The sequence below is a fragment of the Terriglobus albidus genome (assembly GCF_025685425.1).
Taxonomy (GTDB): domain Bacteria; phylum Acidobacteriota; class Terriglobia; order Terriglobales; family Acidobacteriaceae; genus Terriglobus; species Terriglobus albidus.
On the sequence record NZ_JAGTAS010000049.1, the window covers coordinates 1 to 20028 of the forward strand.

The 20028-nt window shown below is 57.9% G+C and carries 17 protein-coding genes; 9 read left to right on the forward strand and 8 right to left on the reverse strand.

Annotated features, from left to right (window positions below; translation table 11 throughout):
* Window positions 1-193 precede the first annotated feature (193 nt).
* Window positions 194-610, reverse strand: a complete 417-nt coding sequence (locus tag OHL21_RS08850) for a DUF2251 domain-containing protein (protein ID WP_263416897.1) — start codon at window positions 608-610, stop codon at window positions 194-196.
* 66 nt (window positions 611-676) lie between these two features.
* On the opposite strand from OHL21_RS08850, the gene OHL21_RS08855 reads away from it, so the two are divergent.
* Window positions 677-1873, forward strand: coding sequence for a hypothetical protein (locus tag OHL21_RS08855; RefSeq protein WP_263416898.1), 1197 nt, complete (start codon window positions 677-679; stop codon window positions 1871-1873).
* Window positions 1874-2106: 233 nt separating this feature from the next.
* Here the strand turns inward: OHL21_RS08855 and OHL21_RS08860 are convergent, their stop codons facing one another.
* Together OHL21_RS08860 and OHL21_RS08865 are read right to left on the reverse strand one after the other, a co-directional pair.
* The gene (locus tag OHL21_RS08860; RefSeq protein ID WP_263416899.1) at window positions 2107-2994 is read right to left on the reverse strand and encodes a universal stress protein; all 888 of its coding nucleotides are present in this window, start codon (window positions 2992-2994) and stop codon (window positions 2107-2109) included.
* A 14-nt stretch (window positions 2995-3008) separates the two neighbouring features.
* Complete coding sequence (locus OHL21_RS08865; RefSeq protein WP_263416900.1) at window positions 3009-3938, reverse strand: bestrophin family protein; 930 nt, start codon at window positions 3936-3938, stop codon at window positions 3009-3011.
* 163 nt (window positions 3939-4101) lie between these two features.
* On the opposite strand from OHL21_RS08865, the gene OHL21_RS08870 reads away from it, so the two are divergent.
* The 3 genes from OHL21_RS08870 (at window position 4102) to OHL21_RS08880 (ending at window position 7363) form a co-directional block, all read left to right on the forward strand.
* Complete coding sequence (locus OHL21_RS08870) at window positions 4102-5574, forward strand: ATP-binding protein (RefSeq protein WP_263416901.1); 1473 nt, start codon at window positions 4102-4104, stop codon at window positions 5572-5574.
* On the forward strand, window positions 5574-6236 hold the full coding sequence (locus tag OHL21_RS08875; protein ID WP_263416902.1) for a response regulator transcription factor: 663 nt from the start codon (window positions 5574-5576) through the stop codon (window positions 6234-6236). The genes OHL21_RS08870 and OHL21_RS08875 overlap by 1 nt, the downstream gene beginning before the upstream one ends.
* 284 nt (window positions 6237-6520) lie before the next feature.
* Complete coding sequence (locus OHL21_RS08880; protein ID WP_263416903.1) at window positions 6521-7363, forward strand: hypothetical protein; 843 nt, start codon at window positions 6521-6523, stop codon at window positions 7361-7363.
* 39 nt (window positions 7364-7402) lie between these two features.
* On the opposite strand, the gene OHL21_RS08885 is transcribed toward OHL21_RS08880, so the two are convergent.
* The 5 genes from OHL21_RS08885 to OHL21_RS08905 all read right to left on the reverse strand — a co-directional run bounded on the left by OHL21_RS08885 (window position 7403) and on the right by OHL21_RS08905 (window position 13158).
* Complete coding sequence (locus tag OHL21_RS08885) at window positions 7403-8710, reverse strand: cytochrome P450 (RefSeq protein ID WP_263416904.1); 1308 nt, start codon at window positions 8708-8710, stop codon at window positions 7403-7405.
* Between the two features lie 195 nt (window positions 8711-8905).
* Entirely contained in the window at window positions 8906-9334 is a 429-nt protein-coding gene (locus OHL21_RS08890; RefSeq protein ID WP_263416905.1) for a winged helix-turn-helix domain-containing protein, read from the reverse strand.
* Window positions 9335-9739: 405 nt separating this feature from the next.
* Window positions 9740-9889 carry a hypothetical protein gene (locus OHL21_RS08895; protein WP_263416906.1) on the reverse strand — a complete coding sequence of 50 codons (150 nt, stop codon included), beginning with the start codon at window positions 9887-9889 and terminating at the stop codon, window positions 9740-9742.
* A gap of 171 nt (window positions 9890-10060) precedes the next feature.
* Window positions 10061-12802: an ABC transporter permease gene (locus tag OHL21_RS08900; protein WP_263416907.1), complete on the reverse strand. Its 2742-nt coding sequence runs from the start codon at window positions 12800-12802 to the stop codon at window positions 10061-10063.
* A gap of 8 nt (window positions 12803-12810) precedes the next feature.
* Window positions 12811-13158 carry a PadR family transcriptional regulator gene (locus OHL21_RS08905; RefSeq protein WP_263416908.1) on the reverse strand — a complete coding sequence of 116 codons (348 nt, stop codon included), beginning with the start codon at window positions 13156-13158 and terminating at the stop codon, window positions 12811-12813.
* Between the two features lie 348 nt (window positions 13159-13506).
* On the opposite strand from OHL21_RS08905, the gene OHL21_RS08910 reads away from it, so the two are divergent.
* The 5 genes from OHL21_RS08910 (at window position 13507) to OHL21_RS08930 (ending at window position 19784) form a co-directional block, all read left to right on the forward strand.
* Entirely contained in the window at window positions 13507-14856 is a 1350-nt protein-coding gene (locus tag OHL21_RS08910; protein ID WP_263416909.1) for a PQQ-dependent sugar dehydrogenase, read from the forward strand.
* 411 nt (window positions 14857-15267) lie between these two features.
* Window positions 15268-17691 carry an alkaline phosphatase family protein gene (locus tag OHL21_RS08915; RefSeq protein ID WP_263416910.1) on the forward strand — a complete coding sequence of 808 codons (2424 nt, stop codon included), beginning with the start codon at window positions 15268-15270 and terminating at the stop codon, window positions 17689-17691.
* A gap of 107 nt (window positions 17692-17798) precedes the next feature.
* Window positions 17799-18029: a DUF4256 domain-containing protein gene (locus tag OHL21_RS08920; protein ID WP_263416911.1), complete on the forward strand. Its 231-nt coding sequence runs from the start codon at window positions 17799-17801 to the stop codon at window positions 18027-18029.
* Between the two features lie 222 nt (window positions 18030-18251).
* A complete protein-coding gene (locus OHL21_RS08925; protein WP_263416912.1) occupies window positions 18252-18596 on the forward strand; it encodes a nuclear transport factor 2 family protein in 345 nt (114 codons plus the stop codon).
* Window positions 18597-18629: 33 nt separating this feature from the next.
* Entirely contained in the window at window positions 18630-19784 is a 1155-nt protein-coding gene (locus OHL21_RS08930) for a lysozyme inhibitor LprI family protein (RefSeq protein ID WP_263416913.1), read from the forward strand.
* Window positions 19785-20028: the final 244 nt, after the last annotated feature.

Consider the following 20028-nt stretch of genomic DNA (forward strand, 5'->3'; position numbering starts at 1 on the left):
TGAGCGTCGGTCGCTGTGACCGCAGGATGAACGGGTGCCGTCCGCCCGCGGGGGAGACGATGCCTCGTCTCCCCCACCACAACAGTCTCTTACAAACTGCCGCTACCTCAGAGATACAAGGATGACACCTCAGAATGATGGTGTTGGGAACCATTCAACCATTCAACTATTCAACCAACCAACCCGTGAAGCGTTAGCTGTAAAGCGCTCCTTCGAACTCCTGCAGAACCTCGTCACTCCAGGCGTGGCTGGAGGTCCGCCAGGTGCTGAGCTGGTCTTCCATGAAGTTGGGGAAGTTGGTGCGGCAATAGCCGCAGCGCTTCTGGAAGTCGAAGATGGCGTGGGCGTATCCGTTCAGATAGAGCACCGCCTTCAGACCGTCTGGTGACCAGACGATCGAGGCGAGGTGTTCACGCTCAGCGTCGGGGATGTGCTTGACGTTGTAGATGAGCACAGCGTCCAGGATGCGGTCGTCGGAGTCTCCGCGGCGTGTATCGATGGCGTAAAAATATGCTGTATCGCCCTCATCTTCAAAGATGACCGCCCATGGCACAGCCGGAGAGAGGGACGAGAGGTAGGCTTTACCGGGCCGGAATGAGACGGAATCCATACCCCTCACGATACACTCAAAGGGGACTCTGACCCGCGAGGTGCGCGGAAGAGCGCTTCGCTGGCAATGACCCTTCCACGCATTCAGTTTGGCCGCCCGCAGCAACTGGCTGCGCTGTTGCTCCTCCTTTTCTCTCTGCTTGGGCTTTACCGCATTGCTCATGCTCCGCTGACCGAGACCGACTATCGTTACGCCCGCTGCGGACGCGAGATGTGGGAGAGCCCTTCTCCGCTGCTGGGGTACTTCACTTCCTGCGGCAACATGCAGGGCGATGGCACCTTCGCCTATCGCGTCGCCGGTCTGCCACTCAGCATGCAGCGCTGGACGTTGCTGGCAGCCGACCACTTCCGCAAGCCGGAGAACAGGCTCTATCCCGGTGACACGCTGAACGGCTCCACCTGGGAGGCGCGCCACCAGTTGTCGTATGTGAACTGGCTGCTGCGGTTGCCCTTCCTCTGCTTCGGCGTATGGCTGGGCGGAGCGCTGTGGTGGGTGGCGCGGCGGCTCTTCGGCAATGAAGGCGGCTTCTTCGCGCTGGGGCTGTACAGTTTTTGCCCCGAAGTCCTGCGAATCTCAACCATGCCCAACAACGAGATCCTGGCGGCCTGGGGCATCTTTGGCCTGATCTATACCGGCATTGGCGTGGCGCATGCCATGCAGGGACCGCGTCGCAAATGGAAGCCGCGCATCCTGCTGCTGACGCTGGCCCTGGGACTCACAGCGGCCGCGCATATTCTGGCAGCGGTGATCGGCTACATCGTGGCCTTCGTCCTGATGATCTATCTCGCGGAACGACGGCGCGGGCCGGTGATGCAGGCGATGGTGCTGGCGGCTGTGGGCGCCATGGCGATTGTCTTCGCCTTCTTCTCATTCCGCATCGGGCCTTTCAGCTATGTCTTTACGGCAGGCGCAGCCCGCTTCTGGTTTTCGCTGAATGGTGCAGGCCTCTTCTTTGCCAACTGGATGGAGAATGCGGCGATTGAGATCGCCTTGCTGGTGTCTCTCTTCCTCTGGTTCACGGTGCGCCGCTCACGCTACTTCGGCAACACGGTGCCGCTACTGGTTGCCTTGTTGCTGCTGCCGATGGTCTCGACGAGCGTACGGTCGGCTCCGTGGATATGGGCATTGCCCTTCCTGTTTGCCTTCGCGGGTGGAGTCTTTGCGGATGCGCTGGAGACGAAGTATCGGAAGTTGTTCCTTGCGCTGAGCGGGGCACTGCTGCTGACGCAGTTGCTGGTTGCTGCTACGTGGTTGGTTAGTTGAATGGTTTCTTACCTGGGTTGAAGCTTGTGGCTTCCTTGCCCACCCTCACTCCGTGAGGGTGGGGCACCCGGGGTATGGACGAATCTTCGTTGACACTCAGGGTGATACCCAAAGATCGGTGACACCTCAAACCATTCAACTATTCAACAATTCCACCATTCAACCATCAAAAAAATCCCCCGCTCCCAAGACGATGGGGGAACGGGGGTGAGAAGGGTCCAACAGGGGAGCTTTTACGCAACCTCTTCCAGCACCGCTGGAGGAGAGCTGATCGTCAGGCTGCTGTGGGCGGCCAGTGGCACGCTGACAATGCCCGAGCAGCACTCGCGGAAGATGGAGCTGACTTCAGAACGGAAGAGACCGCGTTCGATGGCTGAGTTCTGGCTGACCATGAGCAGTTCCGCTCCACTGCTCCGGATGAGCTTGGGTAGCACACGGCGAGCCTTGCCCTGACCGACGTGAATCTCCACGCGCTGTGCGCTGTCCAGGCTGGCGGCCACCTGGGTCAACCATTCTTCCGCGTACTCCTCGCCCAGTGGCGCCTGCGTACGCAAGGTGTGTGTCAACGAGCCTTCATTCACATCAGGTACGACGTGTAGCAGATGCAGCGTCGATCCGGTTTGCGTGGCATATTGCGCCGCCTGACGGACGTGTGCGAGACCTTCCTCCGGGCTGCTGAGCCAGACACCGAGGTGACGATCGCTGTTGGCGGCCAGAGCCGAGCCGACGAGCGTGCGGCCAAGCGTCCATATCGGAATAGGCAGCGTCTGAATCATGCGGGCACGCAGCGAGCGGTGCCACGGACGCGGAAGTCCGGTCTGGTCGCTGGGAGGTAAGACAAGTAGGGCATCGCGGTGTCTCTGGCAAAACTCCGAGATGCCCTCCGCCGGATCACCGCTCATCAACACACGCTGGCATTGAGGATAGTTATCGGCCTCGGCGAAAAACGATTGCAGCAACGCGTTAGCGTCGCGATAGAGAAGGCGGTCGGCGTTGTAGACATGCAGCAGGGTGAGCTTGCACTGGAGCATGTCCACCCAGCGAGCAACGGCTGGAATTGCAGCGTGGCAGGCATCTGAAAAGTTGGTGGCGAAGATGATGTGACGTGTGTGCTGCAGCATCTGTGTTGCTCCTTTTAGAAGACGAATCCGTCGACGGGCTGTAGCTCGGCGAGCTGCTTGCGGAACTCACGAGGCAGACCTTCGTCGCCCATCTCTTCGCGCAGATTGAGCTCAATGGTGCGGGAAAGCGCGGTCATGGGCGTGTCGTGGATGGTGTTGTCGAATGGGTTGGAGATCTCGCGGCTCATCAGGTCCGCAGCGATGAAGGTAAAACTGATCAGCGTACTGGCGATCGGTGTCATCAGGCCAAGATCCTCAACCAGCGCGAGCGGGAGCAACCAGCAGAAGGCATCGACGAGAATGCGTGGCAGATAGTCGAACTGGCGTGGCAGGGGCGTGTTCTTGATACGCTCGCAGGCGCCCTGAATGTTGGCGAGCATGGTGAGATTCTCATCGATGGCGGTCCAGCGGAAGCTGTCGATCATGCCTTCGTTACGAGCCTGCTTCAAGAGTCCGCCCATACGGACGAGCAGCGCGGCGGGAACGTTCTTGTACCGGCGCATCTCGTCGGCAATGTCTTTGCCGAGAATGGACTGGATTTCGGAAAACGGCGTCTGTTTGCGCAGGTGGCAACGCAGCACATGCGGGAAGGCGATCTGGTGCAGCACGAGCTGCTTGCTCAGCGGGATGCGGTCCTTCGGCTCAAGCTCGTCATCAAGCATGGTGAGGAACTGCCGCGCCAGGGCGCGTGAGTAGTTGACGAGCTGTCCCCAGAGTGAGCGCGCCTCCCACCATCGGCCATAGGCAGCGTTGGTGCGGAAGGCGAGAAAGATGGTCAGCGCCGAGGCCAGGGGTGCAACGGGCAGACCGTTCAGCGAGATCCAGTGATGTTTGAAGACGGTGTAGATGACGGCGACGGTGCAATCGAAAAACAGCAGGATAAGCAGACGGCGCCAGGCCTGTGGCCAGATACGTTTCAGTGGAAGTCGGTCACGGACAATCATGGAAGGATGCGTTCCTCTCTTTGCATTCGATTGGACGTGAGATCGAGGGCTATCCCGGCCTATCGTTCCATGGGTCTTTCGCCGCTGCCGGCGGATGGTGACGAGACTATCTTTTGGACAAAGCCAGATGCATCGACGGATATGGTGGCGTCTAATAAAGGAGATGCCTACCGCCGCCGCACGACGCCGCAGACGCCGCCGTATCCGGATCAATAACCGGGTGCGCCGCTTCGCGTCGAGCCGGAAGCACATGCTGACGCTGGCCGGGGCAATGGTCGCGGTGCTGGCACTGCTGGAATGGATTTACAACTTCGACTTCTCACTGGGCATCCTCTATATCTTTCCAGTGGTGGTTGCCTCCACCGTCCTGACACGATGGCAGATTGTGGCCGCGGCTATCTTCTGTGCCTACACGCGCGGCTTGTTCACCGCCGATGAGACCCAGCTCGAGCATATGTTGCGCTTCGCCATGGCGACGATTGCATATACCGGCTGCGGTCTGTTGATTTATCAGATCAACGACTCCCGCCGCGTGGTGCTGCTGCACTACGCACGCGTACGGTTTGAGCAAAAGTTACGGCGCAGGGCCGAGGAACAACTGCGGTTGATGGCCGAAAGCTCACCGGCGGCGATTCTTACGATCTCCGCCGATGGACGCATTCTGGCGGCAAACCGGGCGGCACATACGATGTTCGAACTGCGCGAGGAGCAATCGCTGCTGCAGCGGCCGATCCGCGACTTTGTGACCTTCTTCGATGATGCCCTGCGTCTGCCGGCGGACCTGGGACGCATCCGCACCAGCACAAGCACCTGGGCAAGCCGCGCGGATGGAACCCACTTTCCGGCGAGCGCGTGGTTCTCGATCTATGGCGATGGAGAGCAGCGGCGACTGGCAGCGATCCTGGTGGATACCTCCAACGATGTACGCGAACGCGAGCATGCGCACTTCGAGCAGTTGACGCAGCATAACCGCGTGCTGGCGGGTGCGGTGTCGCATGAGATCCGCAACCTGTGTTCGGCGATTGCGGTGGTGTCATCCAATCTTGAGCGGCACGGGCATCTCTCGAAGGATCCGGACTTCGAGGCGTTGAAGAACCTGGTCTCCGGGTTGAGCAATATGGCATCGTTCGATCTGCGGAACCAGGCGCGGATGCAGCATCCCCCCGTACGACTAGCCTCGCTGGCAGATGAGCTGCGCGTGATCATCGGGCAGGACTGGGAGGAGATCGGCGGCAAGCTGGAGTGGCATGTGCCGGCAAGCTTTCCTCCGGTACAGGCCGAGCGCGATGGCCTGCTTCAGGTATTGCTGAATCTCTCGCAGAACGCTCTACGAGCCGCCGAAGAGACTGATGAGCCGCGGCTGACGATCCACGCTCTGGACCGCAATGGACGTGCGGTACTGCGGATCACCAACAACGGGCCGGCCATTGCCAACCCGTCCGCGTTGTTTCAGCCCTTCCGCACGGCCTCGACTAACGGCACAGGTTTGGGCCTGTATGTGGCGCGCGCGATGGTGAAGAACTTCGGCGGCGAGCTGCATCATGTACCGACAGCGACAGGCGCAACCTTCGAACTGACGCTACGCTTTGCCGCTTCAGGTAGCATCGAACACGATGAAGCGGAGGTAGAAGCGTAGTGAGCAGTCCAGGTGCAAGTTCGAGCACGGTTACAAAGACAGTCCGCCTGTTTGTCCTGGACGATCACGCTCTCTTCCGTGAGGGCCTGTTGCGGCTGCTGGAAAGCGATCCCAGGTTTGAGATCACAGGGCATAGCGGCACGCCGTCGACGGCGCTGCCGCAGATTATCGCGGCGAAGCCGGATGTGCTGATCCTGGACTACGACCTCGGCAGCCAGACGGCGCTCGAGTTCATGCGGGCGCTGCAGCGCGAGAAGTTCGAGGGCCGTGTACTGCTGGTAACTGCCGGGCTTCCGGATAACGATGCGCTGACACTGATCCGCCTGGGCATCTCGGGAATCTTCCATAAGCAGGACTCGCCGGAGTCGCTGCAGCGCGCGATCTTCGAGGTCTCGCAGGGGCGTGTGCTGATCGATCAGCAGTACCTGCAGACCATCGTCGCCGCGAACACGCCCCAGGATGCTCCACGATTTACTGACAGAGAACGGACGACACTGCGTTACCTGCTGCAGGGTTTAGCGAACAAAGAGATTGCCGCGGAGCTGAACATCTCAGAGAGTGCGGTGAAAGCGACGTTGCAGCAATTGTTTTCGAAGACGGGTGTAAGGACACGATCGCAGCTGGTGCTGTTGGCGATCGAGCGGTATCGGGCACAGTTGTAGAACTGGTTGCTAGGTGTATCGACAATTCAAGATAGCCCATACTCTGGGCGCCTCCTCCATCGCAAATCACCCCAACGAACGGAGTTCGTCGGGAACCCCGCAAGACATTCGCACCTATGGTGTGAAACAGTTGCGCTATGTGCAACGGCTCCCTAACTGTCGATTACGATATTCGCCGAGCAGATAATCCTGAGATGTGGTGACCTTGTCCGGCGTCGGTCGTCAATAAGGTCGAAACAATCGTAAAGGCTTTCTCTGACGATCGATGAGATGAGGGATGCGAATTGCGGGAGAGATTCAAGGCATCGTGTACGACCATCGTGCTGACCGCATCCCTTGGGATGTCGCCATGGCTGTATGCACAGGCGCAGAAGACGCCGACTCTGGCAGAGATCCTGCAGCGGCTGGAAGTAAATTTGAAACGCTACGATACTCGCCTCCCCAGCCTCTTCTGCGATGAAGAGGTGGTCTCGAAGGTGGAACCTGGTCTTCCCAGCCAGAACACCGTAACCGACGCCATCTTTCGCCTAAAGCGAACTTCTAATTCTGACGGCACGACCTCTCTTGTCGAATCGCGCGAGATTAGGGGCGTGAATGGAAAGACGGCAGCGCGACAGAACGCGGAGAGTCCCACGTTGCTTGACGGAGCATTCGAAGGCGGGCTCGCCGTCGTTTCAGTCAATCAGGCAGCGTGTGTTAACTACACCTTGCAGCGAGCCAATAAGAAGCGACCGAGGGAGCCCTACACCATCCGTTTCGCTACCGTTCTCACATCTCAGGACTCCCCCAGATGTCTCCTCTCGGAGAAGAGCAACGGGATCGCCGTCATCGATCCTGACTCAATGGAGATCACGCACCTCGAGATCCGAACACCACGTCACGTGATTCAACCGGGATACTTCTATCAATCGGCTGTTGTGGGGCAGCGTGTCATTACCATCGACTACGAACCTGTGGCGCTCAATGGTCAGGCTTTCTGGCTGCCCTCTATGATCGACCTGCAAGTTACCCAGGGCGCCGGAAGCTTCCATAAGACCGTCTGGTCCTTCCACGCCACCTATCGCAACTACCATCAGCTACAGGTCACTTCCCGTATTGTTCATGAGCACGAAAGAGCCGTACCGTAACTTGTGCATTGTGAAGCAGGCCTACGCAGATGTGGTCGATCACCTACGCTTCAGGCTGAAGTGTATCGATTCTTTAGGGCGAAGGGTGATCTGCGGTCGAAGCTCAACCTGCTGACCATCCAGCAGCGCTGGACTCCATTGCTGCGCCAGTGTCGCAAGCACAAGAACACCCTGCATGATGGCGAAGTGTTCTCCCATGCACGACCGCGATGCGGCGCCAAAAGGGAAGTAAGCGAATTGCGGACGGCTCCGCTGCCCGACAGGCTGCCATCGCTCCGGATCAAAGTCTTCCGGCTTCTGCCAGAAGCGCGAGTCCCGCTGGGTTGCGTAACTGCTCATCGTGATCATGGAGCCTGCGGGAACCGCGATCTCTCCCAGCATGTATGGCGCAATGGGTTCACGGGCGATCATCCACGCCGGAGGATAAAGCCGCAATACCTCGCGGAAGACCCATCCCGTATATTCCAGCTGCGGGAGATGCTCGAAGGTGGGAAGGCTCTTGCCGAGAACGGCATCCAGCTCAGCTTGCATTCTGCGTCCCACATCAGGATGCAGGGCGAGCAGGAACCAGGCCCAGGTAAGAGCGATGGAGCTCGTGCCATACCCTGCCAAAAAGAGAGTCAGAACCTCGTCGCGCAATTGATGTTCGGGCATGGAATCTCCAAACGATTCCAGCAACATGGAGAGAACGTCGCTATACGCTTCGGGATTTCGGCGATGCTCGTCGATCACCTTGGTGAGCACCCGATCCACCTGGCTTCGCACGAAGGCGGCCCTGCGTTCGAACCGCTTCCTCGCAGGGGCAAACAAAGCAACCATTGGGTTGAAGCCCGTAAACAGGCTGTAGGCAAGTATGAGCGCCTGCGACACGTTCTTGTCGGCGCCGTCGCTGTCCGCCCCAAGGAGCGTAAGCCCGAGAACACGCAGACTAAGTTGCATCATCTCCAGATCCATGGCGACCTGTTGGCCGTCGGCCCATCTTTGCTGATGGGCTTCCGCGCATTGCACCATGGTGGCCCCAAAGCGCGCGATACGCCCGTGCTGGAACACCGGCTGCACCAGGCGGCGCTGGCTCCCGTGAAGTTCGCCTTCGCTTGTCAGCAAGCCTTCGCCGAAGATGGGCTTCATCGCCTCTAATCCAGCACCCTTCGTGAAGCTGCTCTCATGGGTTACAAGCACGTCGCGGATCAGGTCAGGATGGTTAATCACATAGATCCGTTTCGATCCCATCCGCAGGGCGCTGACATCGATCCCGCGTCGCGCCATCCCGGCGACGAAGTGAAGCCGGTTACGTCCGAAACGTAGGAACGACAGAAGTCCTTCAGCATGCTCCACCTGATAGCTCATATTCCTCTCGGAATGACAGCTTATCCGATGTCGCCGGATCGAGTCGCCCGGATGGCGACACACATGCGAAACACGGCATCCGGCAGCAACGGGGAAAATGCTCTAAGCGTATGTCAGAACCTGACGCGCGCTTCCATTCGCGCCGGAAGCGCGTCTCCTTCTGCGGCCGTCCTCGAAGGCTCAGAGCCAAATATCCTAGCTGGCGTGGACATGTCGATGTAGATGAAAGATGTCTCGAAACACATTGGCAACCTTCGCTCGCATTGGCTTCTTCTTTTCCAGGGGAAGCAGAGGCAGCGATGGATCGCTCGCCCATACAGGTTGGAGCGCAGCACGAGAGACACGATATCCGCGCTTAGGAATGGTTTCGATGTAGTCCGCCCCATTTGGCAAGCGGCCAAGAATACGCCGCAACATGAAAATGGTCTGAGTGATATTGTGATCTTCAACCGCCACATCAAACCAGACCTTGTTGAGCAGGTCTTCGCGGCTAACAACTTCACCTTGGGCATCGAGCAGGACTGACAGCGCTTGTAGCTGCCGTTTTGTCGCATTTACAACAACCAGGCCTCTTGTGAGGCTCAGCGGATTCCGTTCTAATGTGTATTGTCCGAGGAACTGCATACTACCCCTCTCCGCTACGGCGTCCGTTCTTCATCCAACGGTGCTAGAGATGCTGGCGGATATGTGGGGTGAATGACAAGAAACAATGAGTTTTATAGCGAACTCTTTGGTTATCCTTTCGAGGTTACCTCGCGGCCAATCGTACGTGGATCCGATCGGTGAAAAGCCTTTCTTTCTTTCACAGAAATTAGCTTTACAAGGAAAAAAATCGTTTTTTCTCCGCTAAGTACCAGGTAACCACTTGTGAAGTCTTCATTCTATCTCCATCAGCCAACAGAGCTGGCCGAAGGCTCTTGACAAGAGCCAAATGACAGGTAACGGGGGTTCGGGCGAAGCTCGAACTAAGTGAATTCCAAACGGCCCAGGCACCCGGTGCATGGGTTATATGGGGAAAAATCGATACATTCAGGCGCTCTTGCGAAGATCTTCGTTATCCGTGGTTGCGTCGTCACGTTCATCTTCTGTGCGATACATGTATTCGGTCTCTTCGGCGGGGAGATGAGAAGTGACTCCCTGCTTTTTGCTCTCCGGTGTGAGGGTGCCGCGCTCTCTCATCTCGGCCGCCTCTGCGCGTTGCTGCTCCCGTTCATCATTTCCCGCCGTGCCGGCGTTTTGCTTCGTTTGATCTTGAGGAGTTGTGCGTTCGCCATCGTCTTCCTCCTTCGAGAATCTAGGACGCCAACGGCCGCCGTCGCGTTGGCGGGGTATTGTCTCTCTTTACAGGCCTCAATCTGCTCTGAGGGCCTTCATTGGATCAATGGAAGCCGCCCGGCGTGAGGGAATGAATCCAGCCACGGCGGCACAGATGGTCAGCATCGCCATCGCGCCGAAGAACGCCAGGGGATCATACGGCTTCACTCCATAGAGAAGGCTTGCCATGAAGTGACCCGCAAGGAGCGCCGCGGGGATGCCAATCGCCAGGCCAATCAGGATCTGCCAAAGTGCGCCGCGCAGCATCATTGCCACCACACCGGAGCGCGCCGCACCCAATGCCATGCGGATGCCGATCTCGCTTGTCCGTCTGACAACGAAGTAGGACATTACTCCGTACAGTCCCACCGAAGCCAGGATGAGAGCCAGGGCTCCGAACCCGCTGGTGAGTCGCGCCAACAGTCTGTCCTGGTTGAAGTTGCCTGCGACCTCCGCATCATAGGGACTGAAGTGCATGACGGGGAGATTGGGATCGATGGCGGCAAGTGTTCTGCGCGTCAGAGTCTCAACATCCGGCGGCGCCTGCACAAAGTCGAGAATGATGAAGTTGAGATACATGGAGCTCTTTTCCGCGGCGTCGACGTCAGGTTCTTTGTAGCCAGGAAACAGCTGCGATGACGGGCGGAAGAAGAGTGGCCGCACCTCGCCGCGCGGATCGGTCATCTTGAAGTCTGCAAAGACTCCTGCAATTTCAAAGGCGCCGGAGTACTGGATCGACCCTACGCCAAAGTGTTTGCCGATCGGATCCTGGTTGGGAAAGAAGTGTCTGGCGAAGGCCTGATTGACCAGAACGACCTGCTGCGAAGTCGCCGTATCCTGGGCGGAGAAGTTGCGGCCGCGCACAATCGGCACTCCAATCGATTCGAAAAAGCGGGTACTGGCGCGATCCCAGGCGGCGAAACAGGGGTCCTTCGGGCCGGGTGCAGTATGGCCTTGAGGAATGACGCAGGAGCCCCACATATTGCCGCCGAGGGGGATATAACGGACAAGGCTGACGTTGGCCATTCCCGGCAACGCCGCGAACCGGTCCTCTATCTGCTGGTAGAGCGCGGGAAGACGATCGACCGTATACCCCACACCTTTTGGGTCAATAGAAACTACATAACGGTTTCTGGTGGCAATGCCGAAGTTCTGGTGCTCCAGATGATGAAGTGACTTTGTCATCAGCAATGCGCCTGCCAGCAAAACCATCGACAGCGCTACCTGAAAGACGATCAGAATACGTTGCGGCAAGGACGAACGATCGGCGGTGGACCGATTCACTCCGCGAAGAGCATCGGCGGGGTGTGCATACGACGCCAGCCATGCGGGCACGGTTCCAAAGACAATGCCGGTAAGCACAGACACGACAAACGTGAACGCCAGGACGGCGGTTGAAGGAAGTGCCTGAACGGGCATGTTCTTCGCACTGGGAAATGCGAGGGTCAGCATCATGTACGAGCCGGCGTAGGCAACAGCCAACCCTGCCGCGCCACCCATCAGGCTCAACAAGACGCTCTCGGTGAGAATCTCCCGGATAACTCTGAACCGCGATGCACCGAGCGCGATTCGTACCGCTACATCCGCACGGCGCGCGGTGCAACGAGCCAGGAGCAGATTAGCGACATTGGCGCAGGCGATGAGAAGGACCACTGTAGAAAGAATCATCATCATGCGCAGACCTGTGCCCGTCTGCTGTTGCAGTCTCTGAATGCCGCCACCGGCGGGCGCCAGAACGACATGCTGCCTTGGAATCAGCGCCACGCCGCCATGATCGGCATACGTCGGACGAGTGGTGAGCCATTGCTGCAACGCTACGGACAACTTCGCCTGCAGGGCCTGGATATTGGTAGCGGGACGTACTCTACCCAGCGGATAGAGCCAAAGCTCATCGGTGTTCTTCAGTGCGGAGTTGGCGCCTTCGAGTACGGGCTCACTGGCAAGGGGCATCCAGAAATCAGGCGGATTGGAGATGATGCGATCGCCGAAGAATCCCGGAGGCGCGATGCCCGCTACAACAAAGGGATGCAGCTGCACATAGATAGTGGACCCGACAATGGCGGGATCCGCGGCGAAGTCGGCCTGCCACGTCTTGTAGCTCAGCACCAGTGTCGGTGCGGCTCCGGCTGTGTCATCGTTTTCATTAAGAACTCGTCCCGCATACGCGCCTACACCGAGGGTTGCGAAATAGTTCCCGGAAACATATTCGCTTCGCATTGGCCGGGCCGGCTCAGCACCTTTGCGGACGCTGAATCCGTTGCCACCTGCTTCGACCGCAGCCAACTGCTCGAACTCCGGCGCCGTCTGCTTAAGGTGGAGATAGAGATCGTAGGAGAAGAGATCGAAGTCGCCATTATCGTTTTGATAGTTGTTGTAGTAGCAGCAATCGTTCTTGTCCCCAATGCGATAGAGGCGCGAAGGATCAGTCACCGGCAGGGAGCGCAACAGAATGCCCTGCACCAACGTGAAGATTGCGGTATTGGCACCGATGCCAAGCGCAAGGGTGAGAACAACGGTGAGCGTGAAAGCAGGCTCTTTGCGCAGTTGCCGCAGCGCGTAACGGACGTCCTGAAGCCACTGCTCCAGGCGCAACCATCCCCATTGACTTCGGGTCGCATCCGCAATCATCGGCACGTTGCCGAACTCATGCAGTGCAGCCTTCCGTGCGTCTTCCGGCGATTGTCCGCGTGCCACCCGCTCGGTGATCGCCATCTTGAGATGAGTTTCGAGCTCTTCCGTCAGATCGGATTTACGCCGTAGAAATCGAAATAGTCTCATGTACCACCTCACTTCGCGGTCATGATTGCCTCAATGGTGGCAACCATCCTGCCCCAGCGTTCGTAGTCGGAAGCCAGTTGTTCCTTGCCCAGTTTTGTAATCCGGTAATATTTCGCCCGCTGATTGCTCTCGCTCTTTCTCCACTCGGCTTCGACCCATCCCTGGTGTTCCAGCCTGTGCAGCGCGGGGTAAAGCGAGCCGGTCTCCACCTGAAGCACCTCGCCGGAGCTCGCACGGATTGCCTGGCTGATTCCATAGCCATGCTGTTCGCCCCACTGAAGCGTCTTCAGGATCAACATGTCCAACGTGCCCTGCAGAAGCTCAATCCGGTTCTGATATTTCGTCTTTGTCGCCATAGGGTGTAGATCGCCTACATCAATGATGTAGACAATCTACACCCCGGTCTTGGAACAAGCAAGGCTTGTCTTGCAAAAATCTCGAATGGGGTTTTTGAGGGTGGTTTAGCAGCTCCAAAGGGATGGGTAGAGAAGCAGATTTCTTCGCTCCCGTTCGTCGCTACGAAATGACAAAAAAGGCGAGGCCGAAAATCGGGATTTCCTAACTCACCCCTAGCGTTGCGAGCGCCCCCAACGAACAAAGTTCATCGGGGACCCCGAGGGTGGGGCAGCCTAGCTTTGACAAAGACGGTGGATTTCCAAAGTGTGAAGAGAGGCATCTGACATTCGAAGGAGGCAACTCCCCCCATGCGTCCTGTCTCACTGTCCATGCTGCTGGGGACGACACTGTTCTTCTTGTCCTGTACGAGCAAGCCTGCCGGCTCCGGCGATACAACGCCCCCAGCGACGCCGCCGGCCACGGACACGAAGACAGCTACGTCGGGCTGCACGTCTACCTTGACGGGGAGCTCCGCCTTTACTGATTACACAAAGCAGTCTCCTGGTGTGTGCCATCTGATCACTGCAGCCGACATGCCTGCACCCAATACAGCGTCTTCTGTTACCAACGAACCCACCGCCGTGCCCCGAAAAAGTGACCAGATGCCTGCGGCGCCGGCGGGCTTCAACGTCCAGCTTTACGCGAAGGGTTTCAGCAATGCCCGCCTGCTCGCCACAGCGCCGAATGGCGATATCTTTCTTGCGGACTCCGACGGTGACGCTGTACGTGTGCTTCACGGCGTGAACTCCGATGGAACGGCGCAGACCGTAACAACCTTTGCCTCCGGGCTTAACTATCCCTTTGGCATCGCTTTTTATCCAGCAGGTTCCAACCCGCAGTATGTCTATGTTGCCAATACCGACTCCGTGGTTCGCTTCCCGTATCAGAGCGGCGATGCGACGGCTCGTGGAGCAGCACAGGTGATCGTCCCGTCGTTGCCTACGGGAGGTCACGGCACCCGCACGCTGACATTCACCAGAGACAATCGCCTGCTTGTCTCTGTTGGCTCAAGCAGCAATCTGGCCAATACGGACATCGACAAGAACGAAGTGAACCGCGCGGACGTGCTGGCGTATACCCCGGATGGCACGTTCCTGAAGCAGTATGCTACGGGCTTGCGAAACGCCGTCGGGCTCACCACCGACACCGCGGGTAACATCTGGGCCTCGGTCAACGAGCGTGACGGTCTGGGCGAAAACCTCCCACCTGACTATGTTTCCCGCATCCGTGAAGACGGCTTCTATGGATGGCCCTGGTATTACATCGGTTCCAATCCAGACCCGCGATTACCTGCCAGCCATCCCGAGCTCGCAGGTAAGACCATCGTGCCCGATGTTCTGTTGCAGGCACATTTCGCTCCCCTGCAGATCGGCTTCTATAGCGGGACGGTATTTCCGTCGATCTACCAGGGTGATCTCTTCGTCGCTTCTCATGGATCGTGGAATAAATCGGTTCGCGGTGGGTATGAGATTCTGCGTGTCATTCTGGTGAACGGACAGCCCTCTGGATACTTTGAAGATTTCATCACCGGTTTTGTGAACAGCGATGGCACGGTCTGGGGACGTCCGGTTGGTATTACCACCGGGGCCGATGGGGTGCTCTACTTTTCCGATGACGGATCTAATTCGGTGTGGCGTGTGACGTGGACAGACGGTTAGAGATCAAGCGCTGAAAGCGCGTTCTATCTCAGCCTGGGGCAACGCCCCAGGTGTCTGAGCCCATTGCGATCAAGGGCTGAAGGCCCGAAACCTGGGGCGTTGCCCCAGGCTGGTATAGAGCGCGCCTTCAGCGCTCAGAGCCATGGCACCTTGTTTGACATTTCGCAGCGAAGGGGAGAAATCCGCTTTTATTTCCTTCGCCCGGGTGCCCCGCCCTCGCAACGCTGGGGTGGGTAGGGATTACCCAAAATTTCCAGCAGAGCACAAAACGAACGTTCGATAGCTGCTAACAAAAATCTGCTGACAACAGGCCATCGCTACGCAACGGGTTGGCATCACATCTTCGTCCGGTTGTGCAGGTAAGACCGACGCCGGTCGATCCCTCTGACGATTCGTACAGGGCAAAACAATATGAACCGCAAGCTGTGTGTCTTTCTTGCTTCTGTCTTCTTTCTTCTGGCTGCTCCCGTATTTGCTACCGTCACCGTTTCCAGTCCGCAGAACGGCTCGACGGTAAGCTCCCCGGTCAGTTATGTTGCCACGGCTACGGCCTCGACCTGTGCCAGCGGCGTTGCCGCGATGGGCATCTACGTTAATAATTCACTCGTCTATCAGGTGAATGGCGCATCGTTGAATACCAAGCTCACGATGAGCCCGGGCTCGTACTACACCGTGGTGCAGGAGTGGGATAACTGCGGCGGTGCTTCAACAACTCCGGTGAGCATTACGATTCCCGGCGGCAGCACGCAGAACGGTGTTACCGTCAGTTCGCCCGCGAACAATAGCACTGATACCTCGCCTGTGACCTATACCGCAACGGCAGGAACCACGACCTGCGCGGCGGGTGTGGCGGCAATGGGTATTTACGTGAATAACACGCTTGCCTACCACGTGAATGGCGCATCGCTTAACACCAAGCTGACTCTCAATCCAGGCTCGTATAACACCGTCGTACAGGAGTGGGATAACTGCGGCGGAGCGCTCTACACGCCGGTGAACATTACGGTCCGAAACCAGGCGCCGCCCACGGTCAACTTCACTGCGACCTCTTCTACCATTACGGCGGGCGCCTCCTCCACGCTGAAGGTGGTCGCCAGTGATGCCACCAGCGTGGTCATTAGCGGAAACGACGGCTCCCATTACACGCTCGCCTCGACGGGTGGAACGCAGGTTGTTACTCCGACGGCGACCACCAATTACACGGCGACAGCGACGAATGCCGATGGCAATACCTCAGTCGTTGCTACGGTTACGGTTGTGCCCGCAGCCGATCTTCAGAAGATCAATCACGTCGTTTTCCTGCTGCAGGAGAATCGCAGCTTCGACAGCTACTTCGGCATGCTGAACCCGTATCGATTGAGCAACGGCTGGAACATCGGCCAGGACGGTAAGACCTACGACGTCGACGGCATCGACGATAAGCTGGCCAGCATCAGCAACCAGAATGATGAGGGTGTCTCCTATCAGCTCTTCAAGCTGAAGAGCAGTTGCATCGACGACGCCAGCTCTTCATGGCTCGAAAGCTATGGCGATGTAAGCCGCTATGACTTCACGACACTACGTGGCATCAATCTTGATGGCTTTGTGCATACTGCCGAAGGCTTTGCGAAGTCGTGCCTGCAGTCCGGCGTATGCTCCGGCAATTACAGCGATACCAACGGTCAGCGTGTGATGGGGTACTACGACCAGGGATTCCTGAACTACTACTATTACATGGCGTCGCAGTTCGCCGTCTCTGATCGCTGGTTCTCGCCGCTATCGAGCAAGAGCATTCCCAATCGCATCGCGACCTTTACCGGAGGAACCACGCAGGGCCTGGTCTTCGATCCGGGTTCCAACGATCATCTGCCGCAGCTTGGTTTGACGACTATCTTCCAGGAGCTGGATCAATCAAGTGTGAGCTGGAAGGTTTACTACACGGTCACGCAGGGTTCCTGCCTCTCCGCGGATGACTGCACGGGAGGCGCGGCCGCGCAGTTCCCGGCTACTGTCCTCAGCTACTTCGGGTGGGCAAACAAATATCTCTACCAGAACCCGTCGGGCGCAACATGTGTGGCTCCGACGCAGAAGTCCAGTGTGGTCGGCGATGCTTCTAACTCCTTCTGCATCGATCCCAACCATGTAGCCCCACTCTCGGCCTACTACACGGATCTGACGAACGGCACGCTGCCGAGCTTCGCCTTCATCGAAGCCGGCTATGGTCAAAACGACGAACATCCGGGCTCGGGCGGATCGAATATTGTCGGACAGGCGCAGGTCGCTAAGGTCGTCAACGCGTTCATGGCCAGCCCGGAGTGGAAGGACTCGGTCTTCTTCCTCAGCTATGACGAGGGTGGCGGCCCCTATGATCACGTGCCTCCGGTGCCCGGTGCATCGAACGCCAATACTGATGCGGCACTCGGCTCCATTCCGGATATCGCGCAGATCTCCGTGAACGCCGACTCCTATAAGCCCTGCGTTCCCAGCGGTGGAGTGCCGACGACACACTGCGACCTGAACTCGAACGATCCCGGAGCCAACGCGGCCGATGCTCCGGCGAAACAGGGCTTCGCCGCCCAGCTCGGCTTCCGCGTCCCGAACATCATCATCTCGCCCTTTACGCGCAAGCACTTCGTCTCGCATACGCCGATGGATCACACGGCGGTGATCAAGTTCGTGGAGAACCGTTTCCTGGGATCCTCCGCGCATCTGACCGCACGCGATGCGGCGCAGCCCAATCTGCTGGAGTTCTTCGACTTCAATGCAGTTCCGTGGTCCACGCCACCGACACCTCCGGTACCGGTGAGTGCGCAGTCGCTTGGGTACGATCCGTGTACGCCTACAAAGATGTATTAGGCGAATCGCCAAATTCGGAAGCGGGTGGACACTTCGTTGCCCCATTCTTCGCAGTTTTATCGCGAAGGGTGGGGTCCCCGGCGAACTCGTTCGCCGGGACTTAGCGTGTGGCGGCGGAGATCGGGATTGAGCCTTTGGACGAGGAGCAGTATCGAGAGCTGCAGAAGCTTGGGAGTTTTGATACCAAGACGCAGAGCTGGCTGAAGACTCCGGATGAGATTACCAAGCTGGGTGGCGCTCTCTTTGGTGATCGGCGCTACGGGCGGGTGTTTGTGTATCACAATACCGCGCCGTGCTTTTATCGCGGTAGGAGTTTTCGCGGGATGTTTAGGATTTGAGCGGACCTTCAACGGCATAGCGAATGAAAGCTGACCTCAGCGGCTGAAGCCGCTTGTACTTCAGTCTTCGTACGGGACGGCTAAAAGCCGTCCCCTTAAGCAATACATTCGCGCTACGCGCGAACAGGGCGAACCGGGCGGGAGACAAGATGAACTAATGGCTCGCCAAGGATGGCGCGTTGCTGCTGAGGCGCCAGAGAGCGATCTCTGCCAAAATGGGGCATGGTGCCATCGAATATTGCTTCCGACTGGATTGCGGCCTGGAACTCGCATGATCTGGATCGCGTGCTTGCGTTCTATACGGATGACTTTGAGATGTCGTCTCCGCATATCGTGAACATTATGGGAGAACCTTCCGGTACGCTGCATGGTAAGCCTGCCGTTCGTGCTTACTGGGAGAAGGCTATGGGCCTGTTTCCGGGTTTGCATTTCACGTTGGAGACGGTTTACACCGGAGCGAACTCGATTGTGATCTGCTACACCAACCAGGCAGGCCGTCGCTGTGGCGAGTTGCTCTTCTTTAATCAAGAGGGCAAGTGTTTTCGTTCCGCCGGGCATTATCAGTAAAGCAGTTGAATGGTTGAATAGTTGAATAGTTGAATGGCGCGTGACCGCCTGGCCGGCTCGAATAGTTCTCCCAAAACGAGCAAAAGCCGCTTCAAAAGAAGCGCGAGCGGGCTCGATTCGACCTATACTGGCGCTCACATGACCTGCGCGCACTCCTGCTGGAAAAAGTTCTTTGGTCTCGCGACAGCCACGCTTATGGCGAACTGTGCGTTTGCTGCGTTGGGGCAGACCGTCCCTGCCGGCCAGCCGGGAGACTGTGCCGCCTATGCCTCCGTTCCGCTGCCCGCAGAGGCGGAGAAGGCTACTGGGCCGAAGGTATTTCCGGCGTGCGCGTCGTATCGTTCCTATCGCGGGATTGGGCGCGCGGTGAACTACGCAGATGCGCGCGCCTGTGCCTGGCAGGAGCGGCTTGCGCAGAAAGCTAAGCTTGGGCAAAACCCGGATCAACCTACGAGCTGGGTGGTTGGCGGTTCGCTGATTCTTGCCGATCTCTATGTCAATGGCGCTGGAGTGCCGCGTAACGTTCCCTTGGCAATGCGGTTGGCCTGCGAAGCTGAGGAATCGATGGCGATGAGTGCGATGCCGGAGGTTGAGAAGCCCACCTCCGGCAGCCATGAACCGTTCGAGTTCTGCGATTATGCTGCGACGACTTTGAGCGCGACCTTCTGTAGTGACTATGCCTCCGAAATCAAGGATGAGCGCAGAGGGCGATATGAGAACGCGCTAAAGTCTTCAATGGTTGCTGAGCAGCAGGCAGCATTTACAAAACTACTTGCCGCCCGTGATGCATACCTCAATGCACATGCCTATGAGGTGAATCAGGAAGGCAGCAGTCGCAATCTACGAGCGCTACGTTCACAGGAGATTCTCAGTCATCTTTTTCAGGCGGAGTTGACTCGCTACGAGCGTAAGCAGTGGCCTGCGCTTTCTGCGAATCAGATTGCTACCTCGGATGGGCTGCTGCAGCGTGAGTACGCGAAAAAGGTTCAGAGCTTGCGGACGCAGACAAAGGACGAGATCTATGAAGGCTCTGTCACGATCGACGGTCTTTCCAACGCGGAGAAGGCGTGGGAGGCTTATCGCGATGCCTGGGTTGCGTTTGCGCGAGTGCGTTATCCAGGTGCTGTTGATGCTATCCGTGCGCAGATCACGCTGGATCGATATCGGTTGGTGAAGACGATCTCGTAACGGATTTCTTTTGACTTCAGGATGACAGCGCAAACAGCTTGTCGCTGAACAAAAACAACGTTGGTTGCCAAAGACTGCATTTCTATGGAGCGGGCCTTCAGCCCTTGGGTTTCTTAATGCCGCTAACCTGGGGCGTTGCCCCAGGCTGGTATAGAACGCGCCTTCAGCGCTATAAAAGCGAGTCCTTCGTTGCACCGTCCCAGCCAGCAAAGCTGGCCGGAACTCAGTAAGACATGGCATGACA

Bases quoted from the DNA above. Each gene is read 5' to 3' on its own strand.
- OHL21_RS08855 (WP_263416898.1), top strand. From the start codon at position 677: ATGACCCTTCCACGCATTCAGTTTGGCCGCCCGCAGCAACTGGCTGCG.
- OHL21_RS08900 (WP_263416907.1), bottom strand. From the start codon at position 12,802: ATGAGACTATTTCGATTTCTACGGCGTAAATCCGATCTGACGGAAGAG.
- OHL21_RS08925 (WP_263416912.1), top strand. From the start codon at position 18,252: ATGGTGCCATCGAATATTGCTTCCGACTGGATTGCGGCCTGGAACTCG.
- OHL21_RS08895 (WP_263416906.1), bottom strand. From the start codon at position 9,889: ATGAGAGAGCGCGGCACCCTCACACCGGAGAGCAAAAAGCAGGGAGTC.
- OHL21_RS08850 (WP_263416897.1), bottom strand. From the start codon at position 610: ATGGATTCCGTCTCATTCCGGCCCGGTAAAGCCTACCTCTCGTCCCTC.
- OHL21_RS08910 (WP_263416909.1), top strand. From the start codon at position 13,507: ATGCGTCCTGTCTCACTGTCCATGCTGCTGGGGACGACACTGTTCTTC.
- OHL21_RS08885 (WP_263416904.1), bottom strand. From the start codon at position 8,710: ATGAGCTATCAGGTGGAGCATGCTGAAGGACTTCTGTCGTTCCTACGT.
- OHL21_RS08860 (WP_263416899.1), bottom strand. From the start codon at position 2,994: ATGCTGCAGCACACACGTCACATCATCTTCGCCACCAACTTTTCAGAT.
- OHL21_RS08890 (WP_263416905.1), bottom strand. From the start codon at position 9,334: ATGCAGTTCCTCGGACAATACACATTAGAACGGAATCCGCTGAGCCTC.
- OHL21_RS08865 (WP_263416900.1), bottom strand. From the start codon at position 3,938: ATGATTGTCCGTGACCGACTTCCACTGAAACGTATCTGGCCACAGGCC.
- OHL21_RS08930 (WP_263416913.1), top strand. From the start codon at position 18,630: ATGGCGCGTGACCGCCTGGCCGGCTCGAATAGTTCTCCCAAAACGAGC.
- OHL21_RS08870 (WP_263416901.1), top strand. From the start codon at position 4,102: ATGCCTACCGCCGCCGCACGACGCCGCAGACGCCGCCGTATCCGGATC.
- OHL21_RS08905 (WP_263416908.1), bottom strand. From the start codon at position 13,158: ATGGCGACAAAGACGAAATATCAGAACCGGATTGAGCTTCTGCAGGGC.
- OHL21_RS08915 (WP_263416910.1), top strand. From the start codon at position 15,268: ATGAACCGCAAGCTGTGTGTCTTTCTTGCTTCTGTCTTCTTTCTTCTG.